Origin of the sequence: Anaerorhabdus sp. (genome assembly GCF_036657415.1) — a bacterium.
In the GTDB taxonomy this organism is placed as follows: domain Bacteria; phylum Bacillota_I; class Bacilli_A; order Erysipelotrichales; family Erysipelotrichaceae; genus Anaerorhabdus.
The window spans coordinates 1-19,043 of record NZ_JAVXGL010000038.1 but is presented as its reverse complement, the minus strand read 5'-3'; the positions used below and the strand labels follow the sequence as shown (position 1 = coordinate 19,043).

At 33.8% G+C, this 19,043-nt stretch carries 18 protein-coding genes; 1 reads left to right on the top strand and 17 read right to left on the bottom strand.

Annotation, left to right across the window (positions count from 1 at the left end; all coding sequences use genetic code 11):
• From RSB60_RS06865 to RSB60_RS06785, 17 genes are all read right to left on the bottom strand, one after another.
• The coding region (locus tag RSB60_RS06865) for an MATE family efflux transporter (protein WP_332615355.1) at nt 1-1,017 on the bottom strand (1,017 nt) is incomplete at its 3' end.
• 140 nt (nt 1,018-1,157) lie between these two features.
• Nucleotides 1,158-2,129: an aromatic ring-hydroxylating dioxygenase subunit alpha gene (locus tag RSB60_RS06860; RefSeq protein ID WP_332615353.1), complete on the bottom strand. Its 972-nt coding sequence runs from the start codon at nt 2,127-2,129 to the stop codon at nt 1,158-1,160.
• A gap of 109 nt (nt 2,130-2,238) precedes the next feature.
• Nucleotides 2,239-3,426: a MerR family transcriptional regulator gene (locus RSB60_RS06855; protein WP_332516249.1), complete on the bottom strand. Its 1,188-nt coding sequence runs from the start codon at nt 3,424-3,426 to the stop codon at nt 2,239-2,241.
• 146 nt (nt 3,427-3,572) lie between these two features.
• Nucleotides 3,573-5,789 carry a CehA/McbA family metallohydrolase gene (locus RSB60_RS06850; RefSeq protein ID WP_332615350.1) on the bottom strand — a complete coding sequence of 739 codons (2,217 nt, stop codon included), beginning with the start codon at nt 5,787-5,789 and terminating at the stop codon, nt 3,573-3,575.
• Nucleotides 5,790-5,797: 8 nt separating this feature from the next.
• On the bottom strand, nt 5,798-6,712 hold the full coding sequence (locus tag RSB60_RS06845; RefSeq protein ID WP_323382004.1) for an ABC transporter permease: 915 nt from the start codon (nt 6,710-6,712) through the stop codon (nt 5,798-5,800).
• A gap of 1 nt (nt 6,713) precedes the next feature.
• Nucleotides 6,714-7,787 carry an ABC transporter permease gene (locus RSB60_RS06840; RefSeq protein WP_323382003.1) on the bottom strand — a complete coding sequence of 358 codons (1,074 nt, stop codon included), beginning with the start codon at nt 7,785-7,787 and terminating at the stop codon, nt 6,714-6,716.
• Nucleotides 7,768-9,285, bottom strand: coding sequence for an ABC transporter ATP-binding protein (locus tag RSB60_RS06835; RefSeq protein ID WP_323382002.1), 1,518 nt, complete (start codon nt 9,283-9,285; stop codon nt 7,768-7,770). Before RSB60_RS06835 ends, RSB60_RS06840 begins: the two co-directional genes overlap by 20 nt.
• A 25-nt stretch (nt 9,286-9,310) precedes the next feature.
• Complete coding sequence (locus RSB60_RS06830) at nt 9,311-10,393, bottom strand: BMP family ABC transporter substrate-binding protein (protein WP_323382001.1); 1,083 nt, start codon at nt 10,391-10,393, stop codon at nt 9,311-9,313.
• 83 nt (nt 10,394-10,476) lie between these two features.
• Nucleotides 10,477-11,139, bottom strand: coding sequence for a Crp/Fnr family transcriptional regulator (locus RSB60_RS06825; RefSeq protein WP_332615347.1), 663 nt, complete (start codon nt 11,137-11,139; stop codon nt 10,477-10,479).
• 91 nt (nt 11,140-11,230) lie between these two features.
• Nucleotides 11,231-12,532 (bottom strand): hypothetical protein, encoded by a 1,302-nt coding sequence (locus RSB60_RS06820; RefSeq protein ID WP_332615345.1) that lies wholly within the window; start codon nt 12,530-12,532, stop codon nt 11,231-11,233.
• A gap of 34 nt (nt 12,533-12,566) precedes the next feature.
• On the bottom strand, nt 12,567-13,298 hold the full coding sequence (locus RSB60_RS06815) for an SIS domain-containing protein (protein WP_323381998.1): 732 nt from the start codon (nt 13,296-13,298) through the stop codon (nt 12,567-12,569).
• Nucleotides 13,295-14,572: a hypothetical protein gene (locus RSB60_RS06810; RefSeq protein WP_332615343.1), complete on the bottom strand. Its 1,278-nt coding sequence runs from the start codon at nt 14,570-14,572 to the stop codon at nt 13,295-13,297. Before RSB60_RS06810 ends, RSB60_RS06815 begins: the two co-directional genes overlap by 4 nt.
• Before the next feature lie 24 nt (nt 14,573-14,596).
• Nucleotides 14,597-15,022 (bottom strand): PTS sugar transporter subunit IIA, encoded by a 426-nt coding sequence (locus tag RSB60_RS06805; RefSeq protein ID WP_332516252.1) that lies wholly within the window; start codon nt 15,020-15,022, stop codon nt 14,597-14,599.
• A 3-nt stretch (nt 15,023-15,025) separates the two neighbouring features.
• A complete protein-coding gene (locus RSB60_RS06800; RefSeq protein ID WP_332516253.1) occupies nt 15,026-15,841 on the bottom strand; it encodes a PTS system mannose/fructose/sorbose family transporter subunit IID in 816 nt (271 codons plus the stop codon).
• 11 nt (nt 15,842-15,852) lie between these two features.
• The gene (locus RSB60_RS06795) at nt 15,853-16,635 is read right to left on the bottom strand and encodes a PTS mannose/fructose/sorbose/N-acetylgalactosamine transporter subunit IIC (RefSeq protein WP_323381994.1); all 783 of its coding nucleotides are present in this window, start codon (nt 16,633-16,635) and stop codon (nt 15,853-15,855) included.
• Nucleotides 16,636-16,648: 13 nt separating this feature from the next.
• Entirely contained in the window at nt 16,649-17,122 is a 474-nt protein-coding gene (locus RSB60_RS06790; RefSeq protein ID WP_323381993.1) for a PTS system mannose/fructose/N-acetylgalactosamine-transporter subunit IIB, read from the bottom strand.
• On the bottom strand, nt 17,113-17,820 hold the full coding sequence (locus RSB60_RS06785) for an N-acetylmannosamine-6-phosphate 2-epimerase (RefSeq protein ID WP_332615340.1): 708 nt from the start codon (nt 17,818-17,820) through the stop codon (nt 17,113-17,115). The genes RSB60_RS06790 and RSB60_RS06785 overlap by 10 nt, the downstream gene beginning before the upstream one ends.
• A 115-nt stretch (nt 17,821-17,935) precedes the next feature.
• Between RSB60_RS06785 and RSB60_RS06780 the strand changes: the two genes are divergently transcribed.
• Nucleotides 17,936-18,649, top strand: coding sequence for a GntR family transcriptional regulator (locus RSB60_RS06780; protein ID WP_323381990.1), 714 nt, complete (start codon nt 17,936-17,938; stop codon nt 18,647-18,649).
• Nucleotides 18,650-19,043: the final 394 nt, after the last annotated feature.

Below are 19,043 nucleotides of genomic sequence, written 5' to 3'. Positions count from 1 at the left end.
CATAAATAATGCTGTTCCTGCAGCCATTATTCCTACTGCTGTGGCAAGATAAAGTTTAACCGTTCTACGATAACGATCTACATCTTGCGAACCAAAGTTATAAGATAAAATTGGCAAAGATCCCTGATTTAAACCAAAGATTGGCATAAATACAAACGAATTCAGCTTGAAATAAATACTTAAAGCTGTAACCGCCGATGCAGAATAAGTTACAAGAACAAAGTTCATACATGTTGTTGTAACTGAACCAACCGCTTGCATAATCGCAACTGGAAGTCCTACTTGATAGATTTCTTTAATTCTTGTCCAACGCAAATGTAACCCTTTGAATTGGAATTTAACTTCATGTTTTCCAACAAACATGCATATAGTAATAAATATCATTCCAAAGATTTGACCAATTACAGTCGCAATTGCAGCACCCTTAATACCCATTGCAGGAATGCCAAAATAACCAAAGATAAAAATTGGATCAAGGATAATATTGGTAATTGCCCCAATAAGTAATGAAATCATAGGGAGAATCATATTTCCTTGTGCTTGTAGTATTCTCTCAAAATACATCCCTACAAATACACCAAAACTTACCGTCATGACAATACTCAAATATTGGAAACCCATGTCAATAACTTGGGCATCTTGGGTAAACAATTGTAAGAAAGGTTTCGCTAAGAATACCCCCATTAGTGCACACAAGAATGAATGGAATAATGCAAGGATTAACCCTGTAGAAGCCACTTTATTTGCTTCTTCATGATTTTGTTGTCCCAAACGACGAGCCACCAATGTTGATGTTCCAATAGAACCCCCCAAAGAAAGTGATGTAATAATCATTTGCATTGGGAATACTAAACCAATCGCAAATAGTGCTTGTTCAGATATTTGCGAAATGTAAATCGTGTCTACAATATTATAAAGTGCTTGTATAAGCATAGAAAACATCGCAGGGATACTCATTGAAAATAGTAACTTCGGAATTGACCATGTAGCCATTTTATTCGTTTTAATTGTTGTCATACTTTCACCCCCAGTAACCGCTATTATAACAAAAGCATTCTTCTTTATCTAGCGAAACTTTTCAAGGATACTTGCTAAATTTTTAACGAATAAATTCTTTGAAAACTACCTTGTTCACTTACAAACAAAGTGTTGATCAATTAATCTTCCTTCTTTTGAAAATCATAACGCATCTTACGATACGTTATGACTGGACTATCACCCTTTAATAAATGTTCCCCACAAAATAGTGCAGATACTTTTGGCCTTTGGGTTTCGACAACCCCTTTATCTTGTCGTTCTATGACTTTATTCATTCTTTTACCCACTGCAGCCATCAATTGATTCATAAACCGAAGCTTAAACATATCTGTATAGAATCGAATATAAAACATTGTATGTTCATCATCGATTGGCGCAAAGAAGATAACCACGTTCATATGACTTGATATGTGATTTTGCCAGATGTTAGGAAATTTAAACCGTAGATTCATATTTGGATTGACGGTTAATTCACTGGCTGGAATTTGTGGTTGACCTTCATCTAAGCTATTATATGCGCTAAAAATAATTGTATTTCCTTCTACTTTTAGTGCTGGTCCATTAACCAAAGTTTTATTTCCTCGCCCAATCGTATTGTAATGCACAAAAGGTACATGAACGACATCCAATTGATTTTCAATACAGCGTGAATAATGTGCATTCCAACAGTCACTCATCTCACTGTAAACCATACCTTCTTTCAAGAATTCTTCAAAGTATGGTAAATCATCGGATGCTTTATCTTTGTCCCCATACCAAAAATAAACCATACCATGAGCTTCTTTAACTAAATAACTCTTAACATTAAAGCGTTCTTCTACATGTGCAAGTTTTCCATTCGCAGGCACAAAAACCGTTTTACCTTCTTTATCAAATTGAATGCCATGAAATGGACAAGCTATACAATCCCCTTTGTTTTTACCTTTACTTATCGCTGCCCCACGGTGAGTACATTGATCGATCACACACCCAATACTATCGTCATTTAATCGAAACAAACATAAATCTAATCCACATCGTTTAACCGCAACTAATTTCTCTTTTTTTAATTCTTTTGATGGAAGTATTCCATACCATTGATTTTTAATCATACATATACCCTTTAGTATCTTTCTTGATAATTTAAGAGTAACATAAACCCACTAGTTTATAGATTTTTAATCTTCATAAATTCAACAAAAGTAACCCTTATTTAAAGGATTACTTTTTATACGCTATAAATGCACCTGTTACTTTATGAATATACAATGGATTTTGTTTTGATACTCTTCGATACAAATAATCTTTCCATTCTTTTTCACGCATGCGAAGAATTTCATTTACATTTCCAGGCCAAGACATAACATATTCATGAATTGCTTGCGCATCCGGAACTAACAAATCACATTCGTAAAATTTTTGATCCAGATGGCTAAATACTTTTTTAATTTGTTCTGCACCATTTTCTAATTCAAAGTTTACAGTCATCCAATTAGGTAGTTCAATCCTATCATCAAATTCTTTCACCAACTCAAACAGTTCTTTAAGGTGATTCTTACCCACTGTAGAAGCATATAAAAATCCATTATTCGTTAGGCTTTTTTTACATACTTCAAATACATTGAATCTATTTTTATTTGAAACATGATACAACATATGATTAGCTATGATGCGGTCCACATGTTTTTCTTTTTCATTCATTGTTTCTACATCTTGCTTAGAAAACAAAAATTGAATATTCTTTTGTTTCATAACATCTACAAATTCATCGAGATTTTTCCTTGCAGAATCTAACATGCTTGATGAGTTATCCACCAACTCGATTTCGATATTATTTGGTAATTGATGCATCATCTTTTTCCAAAGAACACCGTTACCACACCCCAGTTCAAGAATTTTCATTCCTTCCTTTAGTGCCAACCCATCATATACCCATTGATACCAATCAACAGGCGAAGTGTTGTAGTCATGTAGTCGAATACGCTGACTTAGATTTCCACTTTCCTTATACTGATTGATTACTTCTTCCTCTCTTTGTGTCATTTGTAGGATTTGAACAATTTTATCCCAGCGATCTTCCTCTTTTATCTTTTGTATTTCTTGTACTGCATTCATAATCCGATTCATACTATTAATTTGTAATTGAAGTAATTCTTCTTGTTTACTAAATACAGTAGATAGTTCATCCTCTTCCAAGAAATGTTTTATATCTTTTAAAGAGAATTTCAAATATTTCAACATTACAATACGCTGCAAAATTTCTATCGACTTTAAGCCATACAATTTATAGCCACTTTCAGTATATTTTTCTGGTTTTAATAAACCAATATCGTGATAATGACGAATGGTTTTGTAAGAAACACCTGTCATCTTTGCGATTTCTCCCGAAGTATAAAATTCTTTTTTCATCTTTTATTTCCTTTACTTGATTGTGTTTAGAAAGCTTTCTTGACTATACACTAATCCATGCCCTTAGGGCAAGGTCAAGCTTGTTTCAATTTATTTTCTAATTGTTATATAAAAAGATGAATTGCATTCGCAACTCATCTCTTCACTTATTTTTGATCTACCCAAATTGGTGAACTCCATGCACGGTGATCATCAACTTGTTCAACTCTTACATAATATGTATCTGTTTCATTTCTTTGTGTATCTTCAAATGTAAAGTCAATTGCGTTTCCATCTGGTGTTTTTTCAATTAATACTTCATTGTTTTTAAACACTACAACTGATTTAATCTTATCAACTGCAAGAACACTTACTTCACCTTGTACCTTTTGGTTTGCTGGTACAAGTAATTCCTCACCCATACGATGTTTATTCATCTTAAATGATAATAGAATTCTTGCTCCTGATGTTCCATATACAAAGCGATTATACATTGCATTGAATACATTTTCACTTGTTAACGCTGGAATAAAGGCTGCCATAACTCCACCTTCTAAACCATGTTCCATTTGGTGAGAATCACTACCTGCGATAATTCCTACACGAATATTTCTTGCAAGTGCATCTTGTACACAACAACGTTGTTTCTTCTTAATATTCTTTGTAAAACGAGATGTATTTTCAAACTTTTCAAAGTCCGCATGACGAGAGAAGATTTCAACTAAGCGTTGAACTTCGTCATCCACATAGTCCCAATCTGTTGCGGCAGAAACTAAGCCCCAATCTGCTGCAGGATGATGAGGAATACATTGTCCACCATCTTTTTTAATACTTTCAAATAATGTATAAGGTGTATTTCCTGCTGGTTCAGTTGAACGGTATAATCCACCTTTACTTGATGGATAATAAACATTTTTATGCCCAAAGTCATGATTATATTCATTACTTGTCCACTCATACGCTAATAGTACCGCAAAGTTCTCTTCACCATTAAATAAATCACGTGTTGTACGATTCCATTCCCATTCAGAGTCTGTAGCGATATCTGGATAGTTGTCATGATCAGTAAGCGCACAGAAATCCATTTTTGCATCTTTCTTCGCAAAGTGATAGTATTGATCAATTTCACCTAATGCGTCTGACAAATTACTTTGTCCATGAATATCTCCAAATTTAAGTTCGAATCCTTCATACCCATTTTTGTTTAACCAAGTTCTCACTGTTGCATCATCATGTGCATCTAATTTTTTATCTGTAATGATTGGTTGAATAAATTGATCAACACGTTTTTCGATTTCATGATCATAGAAATTACGTGCATCATCTAGACTTACTTCATTATAGATAATGCTTGCATAACGATGTTCATGTCCATTACGATTACCAAATTGCCATACATAATGTAATACATTGTTATCATCTAAAGCAATGTGTGGACGTACAGCACAATGACCATCATTAAATGTAATTACAATTGGATCTGACCATGTATCTGTTTCACGAATCTTAATAATCGCATTGTATTTACCCCATGTATATGTACAAACTACAATTCCTTTATCATTGACTGTTAAATCAATGTTGTTATACCAGTTTGCATTTTCCACAAGCATTGTGATTGGTGAACATTTTACTGCACCTTTCTCAACGCATACATCACGAACACAGTTATTAAAATAACAATGTGGACCATTTTCATACCATGCAATTGTTACTTTATTTTTAACATTAACCATTACTGGATGTGTACAATAAATTTTTGATTCGCTAAGTTGAACTTCGTCTGACCATTTTCCATTAATCTTAGCTCTAACCACAACATCATAACCTTCACCATTGTAACGATCATAAGCTACATAACAGTTCCCTAAATCATCATGATCGAATGTTGGACGATATGATTTTTGCGAATCACTAATTACTTCTTTAATTGTACCAAATCCAATTGTCGCAAGCACAACTTCAGAAAAACCAACACCTTGACGGTTATAAACAACAACTGGATTCTTTCCATCATCTTTCATTGTAGGGTAGAATAACGCTTGTCCGCGTTCTACAATTTTTGTTTGCCCAAATGCTCCATGAGCATATTCACGCACACATAAGTGCCACTCTTCATCATAGAATTCTGACCATGCAATATACACAATATTATTGAATGTATGCATTGATGGTCTTAATGCCAATCCTTTACCTGAAATTACAGTTGGATCCACTACTTTTTTATCTTGTATTTTTGCGAAGACAATTTCTTCTTCATGATCTAAATATTTTTGCCATACAACAAATGTTTCGCCATTATGATTGACTGTTACATCTGGATATTGTGCAGACTCTTTCCAACTGTCTGTACAATGAATTGAATTTTCTTTAAAGTGTCCCATTTTTTCCCTCACTCATCTTCATATTTTCCAACACCCGCAGGTGGTTGAATATTTTTAACACCAACAGTTAAAACAACTAATGTCACAATATATGGAATCATTTGCACAAGCTGTGCTGGAATACCATATCCTTGTGCATAGATTTGTATTGCATCGCAAAGTCCAAACAATCCCCCACAAACTAAAACGCTGAGTGGATTGTATCTCGCTAGAATTGCAATTGCAACGGCAATGTAGCCACGACTTGCAGACATATCACGAACAAATAGATTCAAGTTATCAATCGATAAATACGCACCAGCCATACCCGCTAGAGCCCCACATATTAGTACTCCTATGTATTTCATTCGTTTTACTGGAATACCCACACTACTTGCGGCTTTAGGATTTTCTCCCACCATTCGCAACTGTAGACCAAATGGTGTTTTAAATAATAATATCCAGCCCAGTACCACAAGAAGAATTGTTATTACAAGGAGAATTGATTGCTTCGCAAAGATATCGCCAAGTATCGGAACATCTTTCAAAAATGTTAAACGTGTTGAGATACTTGACACTGAAGCTGAACTTCCTTTATTACCCCAAATGATTTGCATCAACAGGGTTGTCGACGCAGTCGCAAGTAAGTTTAACCCAATTCCACTTATTACTTGATTTACTTTATAACGAATAGATAGGATGCCATGACATAAACCAAAGAACATTCCACCTAATATCCCACACAATAATCCAATCCACGCATTTCCTGAGAAATAAGAACCTACAACAGCTGTAAAAGCTCCTGTAAGAATCATACTTTCAAGACCCAATGCCATAATACCTGCACGTACTGAGAAAACACCTCCCAGAGCTGCAAGAATTAATGGAATTGACATGAATAACATGGAACTTAATACTCCTGGAAGTTGATTTAAGATATCCATCTTATTTACCTCCTTTTGATTTGCGATTTAAACCAATTATCGCTTTAATCAATAATGGTGCAGAAACAAAGATTACAACTAATGCTTGAATTACACTAACAAATTCAGTTGGGATTTTACTAGACATATTCAAATACATTGAACCTGTTTTTAATGCCCCAAAGATTACACCTGCAAGTAAGATTCCAAGCGGTGAATCAGAAGCAAGTGCTGCTACTGAAATCCCACTAAATCCATATCCCGGTGAAAATCCACTGATAAAGCGTTTACCAACACTCATTACATGTGTTGCTCCCGCAAGACCTGCAAGACATCCCGATAAACTCATTCCTAGCATCATAATTTTCTTTACGTGAATCCCAGCAGTTTCACCAGCTATCATATTTAATCCAACAACTTTTATTTCATAACCAAAGCGTGTTTTATCTAAAATGAATTTGATGACAAATGCTGCAATTATCGCAATCACAATAGCATATGTAATTTGATATCCTGGAATTATTTTTGGCAATAATGTTTCTGGCATCATTAGATTTGTTTGCGCCACAGCTCCTTCAGATTTCAAAGGATAATTTACCAAGTAGTCACAAAAATTAATGATAATAAAATTTGTCATCGTTGTTGTAATAACTTCATTAGAACCAAACTTTACTTTTAAAAATCCAATAAATGCTCCCGCAACAGCTCCCGCAAGAATACCTGCAACAAGTGTCACAATGAAATGTAAGAATCCTGGTAATCCAAGTGGCGTCATCCCAACAATGGCACTTACTAAGGCACCACAATATAATTGACCCTCAACACCTAAGTTAATCATCGTTGCCTTCTTAGCAATCATGAATGCTAGCCCTGTAAGGATTAGCGGTGTCGCTTGGATAAGGGTGTTTGAGAATGCTTTTAAACTACCAAATGACCCTTCAAAAATAATACTGTAAGCATAGAACGGATCATAACCACAAAGAAACATGATTAGTCCACTTACTAAAACAGCTAAGACAAAGGATACAAGTGATATAACAACTGAACTAGAGTTAAGTACTTTCAATAATTTTGCATTACTCATTACTTGCACCATCCTTCCCACCTGTCATATATAAACCTAATTGAAGTTCATCAATTTCATCTGCTTTATTTACACTAATAATCTTTCCATCATAAATTACTGCAATACGATCTGATAGACTTCTTACTTCATCTAAATCTGCTGAGATTAATAGAATTGATTTCCCTTCATCGCGAAGTTTTAATAATTGTTGGTGAATGTATTCAGTTGCCCCTACATCAACTCCACGGGTTGGTTGAGCAACAATCAATACATCAGGATTTTGTTCGAAGACTCTTGCGATAACAACTTTTTGTTGATTACCTCCAGATAGTGAACCAACCATTTCATTCTTAGTTGGTGTCTTTATCATATAGTCTTGAATCGCTTTATTAGAGAATGTCGCAATATTCTTTCTCTTCATAAGCCCATGTTTCATAAACTCTTCTTTATCGTGATAGCCTAGAATTAAATTATCTTCAATCGACAAGTCAACAACTAATCCTCTTAAATGACGATCTTCTGGAATATGTCCAACTTTGTTTTTGATAAATTTACCAGCATCCCCATTTATTTCTTCAGACCCTTTATAAAACCTACCCTGTGTTGGTTTTTTTAGACCTGTTAACACTTCGATTAATTCTGTTTGTCCATTCCCTTCAATACCAGCTATTCCTAATATTTCACCTGCATGAATTGATAGATTAATATCTTTTAAAATTTCTATCCCTTTTTCTTTTAAACATACATCTTTCATTTCAAAGTAGATATCACCCATGTTTTTATTTTCACGGCGTACATTAAGTTCTACTTCACGTCCCACCATAAGATTCGCAAGGTCATGCACAGTAACATTCCCTAATGGTAAATTTGATTGAACCATTTTGCCATCACGAAGAACAGATATCTTATCTGCAATCGCAAGTGTTTCTTTCAATTTATGTGTGATGATTACAATTGATTTATTATTTTCTTTTAGTTTGCGCATAATCACAAAAAGTTCCTCAACTTCTTGTGGTGTAAGTACAGCTGTTGGTTCATCTAAAATTAAAATACTTACACCTCGATAAATGGCTTTTAGTATTTCAACTCTTTGTTGTTCACCGACAGATAAATCTTGTACTTTGGCTTCTGCATTGATATTAAAGTTAAAGCGGTCGATTAATTCTTGTACTTCTTCTTTAGCCTTTTTACCATCTACAAACCAACCTTTTTTAGGTTCGTTGTTTACAATAATGTTTTCCATAACGCTCATAACTGGAGAAAGCATGAAGTGTTGATGCACCATACCAATTCCTAAATCAATTGCGTCTTTTGGACTTTTAATTTTAACTTCTTTTCCATCTATTCGAATGCTACCTTCATCCATTGCAGTCATTCCATAGAGGATTTTCATAAGTGTCGACTTCCCTGCTCCATTTTCCCCTAGTAGAGAGTGTATCTCTCCCTGACTTAAAGAAAAGGAAACATGATCAACAGCTTTAACATGCGGATATTGTTTAACAATATCAATCATTTCCACACTGTTCATTGTTTCCTCCTTAATAATTCAGATTCTATTTATTATATTGGTTAGCTTGAACCCATGCATCCAATTCTTCAGCAGTTTCACAAATTACAAGTTCTCCACTTTGAATTTTCGCTTTGATTTCTTCGATTGCTGTTGCGATTTCTTCAGTTGGAACTACATTAGAATTTTCATTAGAATATCCTACAGCATCTTCTTTTAATCCACTAACTTTTAAACCTTCTTGCCATGTTCCTTCAACTAGAGATTTAACTTCGTTATAAACCATTTCATTAACATTACGAATTGAAGTTGCGGCAATATAATCTGGTTCGATTGCATTTTGATTTCCACCTACACCGAATGCGTAACGATTTGCTTCTTTTGCTGCTGTGAATACACCAAGTCCTGATGCTCCAGCAATATGTTGAATAAAGTCAGCACCTTGGTTATACATAGACATTGCGATTTCTTTTCCTTTATTAGCATCATTGAAGTTTCCAACAACAGCTTCTATTATTTTTGCATCTGGATTTACATAACGAACTCCAGCTTCATACCCAATTACACCTTTTCTTAAGTTTGGATTGTCCATACCTAAGATAACCCCTACTACATTATCTGCATTTGCATTTGGCATATCAGAAAGTGTTGCTAATCCTGCATATACTCCGCAAAGGAATGTTTGTTCTTGCCATTTAGTTGATACTGTTGAAACATTAGGGAATTCTAATGATGAATCCACTAAAGAAAACTTTTGATCAGGATAATCAGTCGCAACTGCTTTAATTGCATCTTCTTGATCTGATGCTAATCCAATAATTAAATCATAGTTTCCACTATCCGCAAATTGACGGTGAGCTGCTTCAAAGTCACTTGCTGATGCTGGTTCAACATAATCAAATGTAATTCCAAAATCTGCTTCTGCTTGTTTTAAACCATCATAAGACATGTCATTGAAGTTTTTATCCCCAAGTCCACCTGTTGATAATACGATTGCTACTTTAATTCCTGAGCTTGGGTTTGCTGTTCCTTCTGCTCCATCAGTCTTAGGTTCAGCTGGCTTACTGCTGCACCCAATAAGTGATGCTGCCACAAGCAGTGACAAACACAACTTTACTATTTTTTTCATTAACCTTTTCCTCCTCGAACTGCTGTTCAACATTTGTATATCATGAAAGCCTTCTCAAAAAAAGTGACAAATGTCACCTTTCATTATTTATTATCATTTTCTTTTATAATTCTTTTTCTTTGTGCTGAATTGATTACAATTAGGTGTCCCTTCTTGCTAATTAATTCATCCTCTTCTAACTGATTAAGAATGCGGTAAATTGTTCTTTTCGAACACCCAATATATTCCGCAATATCTTCACGTTTAATCTTTAATTCAACAGTCTTGCTTCCGCTATTTTTCTTCATCACAAGTTCTGACAAATAATTAATTACCTTTGCTTCAGTACGGTTATTTGGATACTGCGTACGATTGAGTGCTTGTGAATAAAATTGATTCGCCCAATACTCTATTAAATAGGTTTTAAAATCATCACAATCATCCAACATTTTTAAGAATATATTTTTACTCAATCGATAACCTACACACTTTTTTCGCGCACGGCAAGTACAACAGTATGTATCATTTCCCGAATAAATCTCCATTAACCCAACAAAATTTGCCCTGTAATCTTGGCAATAGGTATATAAAACATCTTTAGAGTTAATATGCATTACATCAATTGCACCTTCAATGAAGATGAATCCTCGATTCACCTCTGAATTAATCTCAATAATATGTTCTCCAACTTCAAAAGAAACAGGAACAAATGTATCTCTAATATTTTTTGGAATTCCATTAATAATATCTAATATTGATTTTCCCATGACCTTCTCCATTTATACCAAGATTATAACACTGTCATGATATACTTTCTTATTAATTTTAAAAGAACTAACCGTTTTCGATTAGTTCTAGTTACCATCCATATTTGTTACTACCCCAAGGTTTTATTGTTTTTTGTTGTTCAACCAAAATAAGCGTTTCACTCTCAACATCTTCACTCACAATAAGTCCTGGACCAAGTGCACTCTTACAACCTACTTTAATGCCTGGATAAAAGATATTATTGATACCAGTTCGTACGTAGTCACCAATGAAGATTGAATTTGTATACTCATTAGCGTAGTAACGTCCATTTACTTTTTGTTTAGTTAATGAATCATCAAATTTCATTACTGCCATTTGTACTCCTGCAGCAATATCTACTTTTCTACCAATCACCCCAAAAACTTCACAATTATGCACAGCCGCTACTCCATCGAAAGTAACTCCAGCAACCTCTGCTGTGAATCCTATTTTGTTATTTGACCCAATTACTGTGTGATCAACCACCTTACAACTATATTGAATCTTGCTTCCTGATCCTATTACGCAATTTTTTTGAATCACGGCATTCTTCTCAATGATTACATGATCCCCAATAATACAATTTCCTTCAATGATTACATTTTGATGAATGATTATGTTTTTTCCCACAATAATATTTCCTTCAATCAAACACGAGTCATCTATACTAGCTGTATCATCAATCATTGATTGATTTAAATTTCCGACAACATTTTTACAATAGTTAAAATTTGCTTTTCTAATATCCCATGGAAATACTAGTTCATCATAATCATTTTCTATCCATATTGCATTAAGTTGATTTCCTTGTTCAACATAATTTTGTAAGGCTTCTTCTACAAAATATTTTTCGATTGGCATTTGTCCACAGTTAATATTATGAAAACCGATACCTGCATCTTTGAAAAAACGGATTACATCTCGATCCAATATCATGAATCCACATACTTTCAATGTTGAATAATGTACTCTCGGATGTCCAATAAAATTCATTATTGTATTTTGATTAACTTCAACACAGATATGATCCATAGCATTTTCATATTTCTCTAAATGTTTTATCGCTATGCAATTTTCAGTCTTTGAAAATAGCATATCCAAGTCTATTTTTGAGAAAACTGATTCAGCTTTAATGATAACAACTCTTTCATCACTCTCACATACCTTATAAATCTGTTTTAAATAATTATTTTCTTTTTCAATAAATTGAACTTCACATGCAGATACTTCTGCGATTAAGCGATCATTTTTAGGAGCTATTACTACTATTTCTTTCGAATATTTCTTGCATGTATAAATAAGGGATGTAAGATGACTTCGATTGCCTACTGGCATTTGGCAAGCAAGCTCATGAATTGCAAAGGGAAACATCTTCGATGTATCCCCCTCACACAATAAAATTATTTTATTTCCAATAGCCATAGTATTTGTCAAACAATTGATCATTATAGTCATCTGCTCCATCAACATTAGAACTCTTAAAAATTGGTGGATTCATCCCTTTAGTAACTAATACATCTATTGTTTCAGCAATCAATGCTTGCGCAATTGCAATTCCCATTACATCGCTAATTGGTCCTGTTGGTGTTTCGCAACCTTCTACTAAAAATGCTGCATCACCTTTTTCAGCTCCGCTATCAATCGTAATATCAGCCACTTCATACAAGTTTTTCCCAGATTTATGACGTGATGTACAATTACTTGAGTGACGTACTGAAGTTAAAGCTATAACTTTCATCCCTTTTTCTTTTGCAGCGAGTGCCATTTCTACTGGCACATTATTTCTTCCTGAATTTGAAATAATCATAATTGTATCATTTTCATCTGCTTTATATAAATTTAGAATTGCAGTAGAATATCCATCTAATCTCTCTAGATATGTACTCTTATTCGGCATCTGATGAAGCATTAATTCTGGTGGAAGAATCGCTTTTACAAAAGCCAATCCACCCGCGCGAATATAAATTTCTTCCGCAACCATGTGAGAATGTCCTGATCCAAACACATAGAATCTTCCATCTTTCAAACATGATTCCGCAACAAGCTTTGCCGCATCTTCTATTTTATCAGTTTGAGTTTCAATCAACTCGCTCATTTTTTCTTGTACATAATTCAAATATTTTAATCCACTCTTCATTTATTTTTCTCCTTGTATGTTTTGATAATGTTGCGAATCTCATTTACCAAATACTCTCCCTGACCTTTTTCAAATGGGCTACTTAGTGCTTCATACCAGCGATTGTTATAAGCATTCTCATTTGTAATATACATAAGATATCCATTTGTATATCCGAGTATTCCAATATCTTCTTTTTCACGAAGAGTATTCGTTAATTCTGAAAATATTTCACCCGGTACTGTTATGAATAATTGACCACAAAAATCAACAAGTGTGACTTTTATTTCTGTCTCCTTAATATTATTGTAATATTTTGAGTAAACATAATCGGCATTAGCACCTTCACTTAGTGCTTCGATTAATCTAAGTTGTTTTCCTGTTACTCCATTTGCTTTTGCTTCAATTACTTTTTGTCTTGTAGTTTCGATGTTTCTAATTGTTTCTTCTAATGGAAGTGGCATTTTTGTAATCATTTTAACAAAATGATTTTCCACATTAAACCCTTCATGCTTTATTTCGACTTTACTCTTAGTTTTAAAATGTTCTACAAATAATTCTCCATAGCGTTGAACTTCTTCATAACCGCTACTTTTTCGTGTAAACCGTGTTGAAATATCACCACATGCACCATTCGCAAAAAGAACCACATGATAATCATTTTCTAAATTTTTGCTAATTGAACTTGGGTAATCTGCACTTACCTCAAGATTAGTATGATTGAGCACCGTTGGATGGCAGGCATAATTCACGAATAAATTTTTAGTTTTGTTTCCTGTGATTTCAAAAGCTATAACTTTTGAATCACCTTGAAGTTCTTCTGAATTTCTATTTCTTCCAATATTGAATTCATCATAACTAATTTTTTTAATCGTGCATTCTTCAACATTTTTTATTGCTTCTTTTACACACAATAATGTTTGGTTAACCAAATGTTGAATATATGTCTCATCAACTGGACCAAATATCTCATCTTTACCATACATTAACGAAGATGAATTTTTTGTATCTACTGTGCCCATAGGTCCAGAATGTGTATGAGTAACACCCACAATAAAATTATCTAAATCAATATATTCTTTAGCAAATTCTAAACTTAATTTTTCCAATAACAAATGATCAATCGCAAGTAAATCATAAACAATGATGCCTTTGAATATTTCTTTATCATTTACCACCATTGTTTTCACGAATAAATCATCATGAATTTTTTTTGAAATTCTTTCTACCGCAAATCCTCCAAGTTGAACGGGAAGGGAAGGGTTTATTTTTTCTTTAGAAAATCCAATTTTCATCTGTATCACTTCCATCTTTCTACATTACATTAAGTCATCTAAATCATTTGATTCTTCATCTTTAAATATTAATTCCTGAATCGCTTCTTTTCCTGTTTCAAGAATTGCATTTACAATGCTTGTGGCATTTTCAAAATCAGATTTAATCATACACTCTAAGACAAGCGGTAAATTCATTCCTGCAAGAATATGAATTTCTGGATAACTTTTTTGAACAAGCAAACTCATATTTGAGGGTGTTCCACCAGGAATATCTGTAATCAAGATTACTTCTTTTTTATTTATGCTCTTTTCGATTTCAAGAATAATTTTTTCTTTAAATGTATCGGCTGTATCATCTTCACGCAAGCATACTGCACTAAAGTTTTCTTTTCTGCCAAACAGCATCGCACAACTATCTAACATCGCTGATGCTAATGGACCATGACTCAGTAATATTACTTGTACCATATTTTAGAAAATACCAACAACTGCCCCAAGAATAGAAAGTGCGATTGCAAGTAACAATACTTTAGTTGTAGAAATACCTTTTTTAATTAACCCATACGCACCCAAAGTTACAAGTAGTGGCATTAGGTTTGGCATAACACCATCAAAAATTGCTTGTAATGTCATTGCTTGTTCTCCTGATCCAACTACAAAATCAAGTGGTACACTTACCATTGTTGCAGTCATAACTCCAAGTACCATTAGCCCAACAATTGTTGTTCCTTCTGTGATACGTTGCATAATGCCACTACCTGATATTTTTTCAACAAATTGATTACCAAACTTATATCCTAAAATTAATCCATAGTAACGTGTCCCAATATTAAATATATTATAAATCAAAAGAAATACTAATGGTCCTAGTAAAGAACCTCCAGCTGATAAAGATACACCGATACCTGCACAAATTGGGAATAGTGTAAACCAGAAGAATGAGTCTCCAATTCCAGCTAACGGTCCCATTAATGATACTTTTACTGCACTTATTGCATTGCCATCAATATTTCCTCTTAATTCTTTACCTTCTTCCATCGCTAATGTGATACCAAAAATAGGCATAGCCATAAATGGATGAGTATTAAAGAATTCAAGATTTCTTGTTACTGCTTCATGTAATTTATCTGGATCATCTTTATAAATTTTCTTTAAAATTGGTAAAATTGTCCAACAGTACCCAAGTGCTTGCATACGTTCATAGTTCCATGAGAATTGATATCCAATCCCTCTTAGAAAAACTGTAAATAAATCTTTCTTTGTAATAATATTTGTATTTGCAGTCATATTTCTTCCTCCTATTCCATTAATGAATCAAGATCTGATGCTGATTCATTTTTTACTTCTGTGTTAACTTTGTTTTTCTTATTATAGTGATCTAGTACTAAAGCCACACATACCGCAACTAATGTAACACCCACTGTTGAGTATCCTCCAAAAGTCGCAAGTGCAAATCCGATAAAGAAGAATGGGAATAGATATGGAACTTCAAGCATTGTTAATAACATACCAAACCCAACTGCTGGTAAAATACCACCTGAAACTTCAAGGCCTCTTAATACAGCTGTTGGTATAACTGAAATCATTGCAGTTACAGCATCAACCCCAAAGTAAATTGCTGGAAATACAATTACTGAAGTACGAATAAATTGAACAAGAATACCTAAATAGTGTGACATCTCTACTTTTCCATATTCGCGTTTTTGAGCATAGCCATCTGCCATGTGAATTAAACCTGAATTAATTGTACGTGAGAAAATATCTAAGATTTGAGCACCAAGTGCTACTGGAACAGCTAATGTTAATGCTATTTCGATTCCTTGACCTGTAAGAATTGCTAGAGCAGTTGCAATAACACTTCCTATTGTTTGATCTGGCGGAACCGCAGCCCCCACTCCACTCATACCCATAAAAATTAATTGTAATGAAGCACCAATTATAATACCTTGTTGTAAATCTCCTAAAACTAACCCCGTTAGTGTTCCTACCCATAATGGTCTTGCGAACCCAAAATGTCCATTCATCCATTCAATTGATAGAATACTTGCTAAAATACTTAATAAAACAGCTTGTAATAACATTGTTATCTCCTTCCTACAATAGTTTTAATAATTCTTGTTTTGCATCAGTCATTAATTGTCTAAATTCTAGTTCTACACCTTTTTCACTTAATTTTTTAATTGTTTTTTCTTCCTCAGGATTAATAAATACTGACTTAGTGATTTGCCTCCTTCCTTCTCTGTAACGCATCCCCGCAACATTTAACGTTTTTAGTACTAGCCCCTTTTCTGCTAATGCTAATGGCGCGTAGACATTACTAAATATAAGCATGACGCGATAGTCATCTAATATTCCTTGATTATATTTTTCAATGAATTTATCAATGGTTTGAGCATATACTTTTACACCACTTGGTGCGGCCATTTTTAATATTTGAAGTTGCATTGGATCATTTGCGATAGCATCATCAATAACAACAGCTACATTAATTTCATTTGAACGCAACCAGCTTGTTGCTACTTGACCATGTATTAAACGATCATCAACCCTACATAAAATTATTGCCATATCTTCTTCTCCTTTAAAAAATCAATATACCTCTTTGTAATTAATTTGGGGTTTGTAATCGCTGTACCCACAACAATTGCATCCGCCCCTGCTTCAAATGCTCTCAATGCATCTTCTCTTGTCCAAATTCTTCCTTCACAGATAATAAAAGCATTTAATTGTTCTTTACATTTTTTTAACATTTCAAAGTCTGGTTCTTCACTTCGTTCCTCTGTTTCATGGGTATATCCACTCATTGTCGTAGATACAATATCTGCTCCAAATTGCACTGCTAGCTTAGCCTCTTTAAATGTTGCACAATCTGCCATAAAGAGTACTTGAGGAAATTTTTCTTTCGCTTTCTGTAATGTTTCCCATCCATATTCGCCTAAATAGTTTTTTCTCTTTGTGCAATCGAGCGCAATAATATCAGCACCTGCATCAACTAGTTCCTTTGCTGCACTTACATCTGGTGTAATATACACTTCAGAATCTTCCCTTTCAATTTTATAAATTCCTATGACTGGATAATTAGGGAATTGTTTTTTCACTGCCTTTACATTTTCTGGAGAGTTAACCCTAAATCCAAAACATCCACCTATAGCTGCCGCATTTGCCATCATTACCATATCTTCAGTTGTATGAAATGTCTTTTCATCATATCCTTGGCAAGATACAAACATTTTTCCTTTCATTACTTTCAATAATTCTTTTTCCATGTTCCACCTCTATTCAAATTCTAACATGTATTTACAAGTTGTCAATACATTTAGTAATACCAAATTGTTGTGTACACTTTTCTCAACATAATGGTATAATTAATTAGGTGATAAAGTGGAAAATATAAGTAAAGCAGAATTAGTAAAATCATATATCCTTAAAAAAATAGAAAATAATGTATATCGTGAAGGCCAAATGATTGATTCCGAAAATGAATTATGTAACTTGTTAGGCGTTTCTCGCATGACTGTTCGTCAAGCTCTTCAAGATTTAGTTTCAGATGAGGTTTTATTTAAAGAAAAAGGTCGCGGAACCTTTGTTTCCGTACGACCTAAATACTCTGAATTTAAATGGGGTGTAGGTTTTACCGAAGAACTCAAGAAACGTGGTTCTCATCCTTCCACAAAAGATGCTACGCTTGAACTTGTAGATGCCGATATCGATATTGCAAAAGAGTTAAAAGTAAATATTGGTGACAAAGTATGGAAAGTTACACGTATCCGTTGCAGCAACGATTTACCAATCATCTATGCAATTGAGTATTATAACTATGCTCAATGTGAGGATTTAACTATAGATATTGTGTATGCATCAATCTATGCTCATTTAGAAAACAAAGGAATTATCTTATCCTTTGCAGATCAAAAAATCGAGGCTGTTAACGCTGATAAATTAGTCGCATCTAAACTCGATGTTAAAATAAATACAGCTCTAATCAAAATGGATATCATTGCCTACATGAAAAACGGTTCCCCTTTCAATTGTGGAACTGAATACTATCGTACTGACCGCTATAAAATGGTCCAATCAATACACTCACGTCGTTAAACTAGTAATCTAGTAATAAAGAAGGATAATCGTTATCCTTTTTTTATTTAGGAAAACAGAATTCATTGACTATAAATGTTTAGGAGGTGCCTAATGACACTTCTTAATGGGAACGTTATACATAAACTCTTAGCTCTACAATGTGAAGATAATGGAAATTGTCTTACTCATTTTAATTCTTCTATATTTACTAAAGTCTCAAGACTTGAACAAATAGGTTGATGGAGCTAGAGTAGTTATAACGAAAAGAAAGAGAGGATTAGCAGTCCTCTCTTTTCCCTAGCGCTTTCACGCTATTCTCTTAGCTCATTCATAGTATAACATACTCTTCTCTTACTCTAAACTCACTCACCATCACTTTTATACCATCTTGTATAAAAAGAAAAAGAGATTG

Excerpts from the sequence above, each read along its gene's own strand:
- RSB60_RS06860 (WP_332615353.1), bottom strand. The coding sequence starts at position 2,129 with ATGATTAAAAATCAATGGTATGGAATACTTCCATCAAAAGAATTAAAA.
- RSB60_RS06855 (WP_332516249.1), bottom strand. The coding sequence starts at position 3,426 with ATGAAAAAAGAATTTTATACTTCGGGAGAAATCGCAAAGATGACAGGT.
- RSB60_RS06850 (WP_332615350.1), bottom strand. The coding sequence starts at position 5,789 with ATGGGACACTTTAAAGAAAATTCAATTCATTGTACAGACAGTTGGAAA.
- RSB60_RS06845 (WP_323382004.1), bottom strand. The coding sequence starts at position 6,712 with ATGGATATCTTAAATCAACTTCCAGGAGTATTAAGTTCCATGTTATTC.
- RSB60_RS06840 (WP_323382003.1), bottom strand. The coding sequence starts at position 7,787 with ATGGTGCAAGTAATGAGTAATGCAAAATTATTGAAAGTACTTAACTCT.
- RSB60_RS06835 (WP_323382002.1), bottom strand. The coding sequence starts at position 9,285 with ATGAACAGTGTGGAAATGATTGATATTGTTAAACAATATCCGCATGTT.
- RSB60_RS06830 (WP_323382001.1), bottom strand. The coding sequence starts at position 10,393 with ATGAAAAAAATAGTAAAGTTGTGTTTGTCACTGCTTGTGGCAGCATCA.
- RSB60_RS06825 (WP_332615347.1), bottom strand. The coding sequence starts at position 11,139 with ATGGGAAAATCAATATTAGATATTATTAATGGAATTCCAAAAAATATT.
- RSB60_RS06820 (WP_332615345.1), bottom strand. The coding sequence starts at position 12,532 with ATGTTTCCCTTTGCAATTCATGAGCTTGCTTGCCAAATGCCAGTAGGC.
- RSB60_RS06815 (WP_323381998.1), bottom strand. The coding sequence starts at position 13,298 with ATGAAGAGTGGATTAAAATATTTGAATTATGTACAAGAAAAAATGAGC.
- RSB60_RS06810 (WP_332615343.1), bottom strand. The coding sequence starts at position 14,572 with ATGAAAATTGGATTTTCTAAAGAAAAAATAAACCCTTCCCTTCCCGTT.
- RSB60_RS06805 (WP_332516252.1), bottom strand. The coding sequence starts at position 15,022 with ATGGTACAAGTAATATTACTGAGTCATGGTCCATTAGCATCAGCGATG.
- RSB60_RS06800 (WP_332516253.1), bottom strand. The coding sequence starts at position 15,841 with ATGACTGCAAATACAAATATTATTACAAAGAAAGATTTATTTACAGTT.
- RSB60_RS06795 (WP_323381994.1), bottom strand. The coding sequence starts at position 16,635 with ATGTTATTACAAGCTGTTTTATTAAGTATTTTAGCAAGTATTCTATCA.
- RSB60_RS06790 (WP_323381993.1), bottom strand. The coding sequence starts at position 17,122 with ATGGCAATAATTTTATGTAGGGTTGATGATCGTTTAATACATGGTCAA.
- RSB60_RS06785 (WP_332615340.1), bottom strand. The coding sequence starts at position 17,820 with ATGGAAAAAGAATTATTGAAAGTAATGAAAGGAAAAATGTTTGTATCT.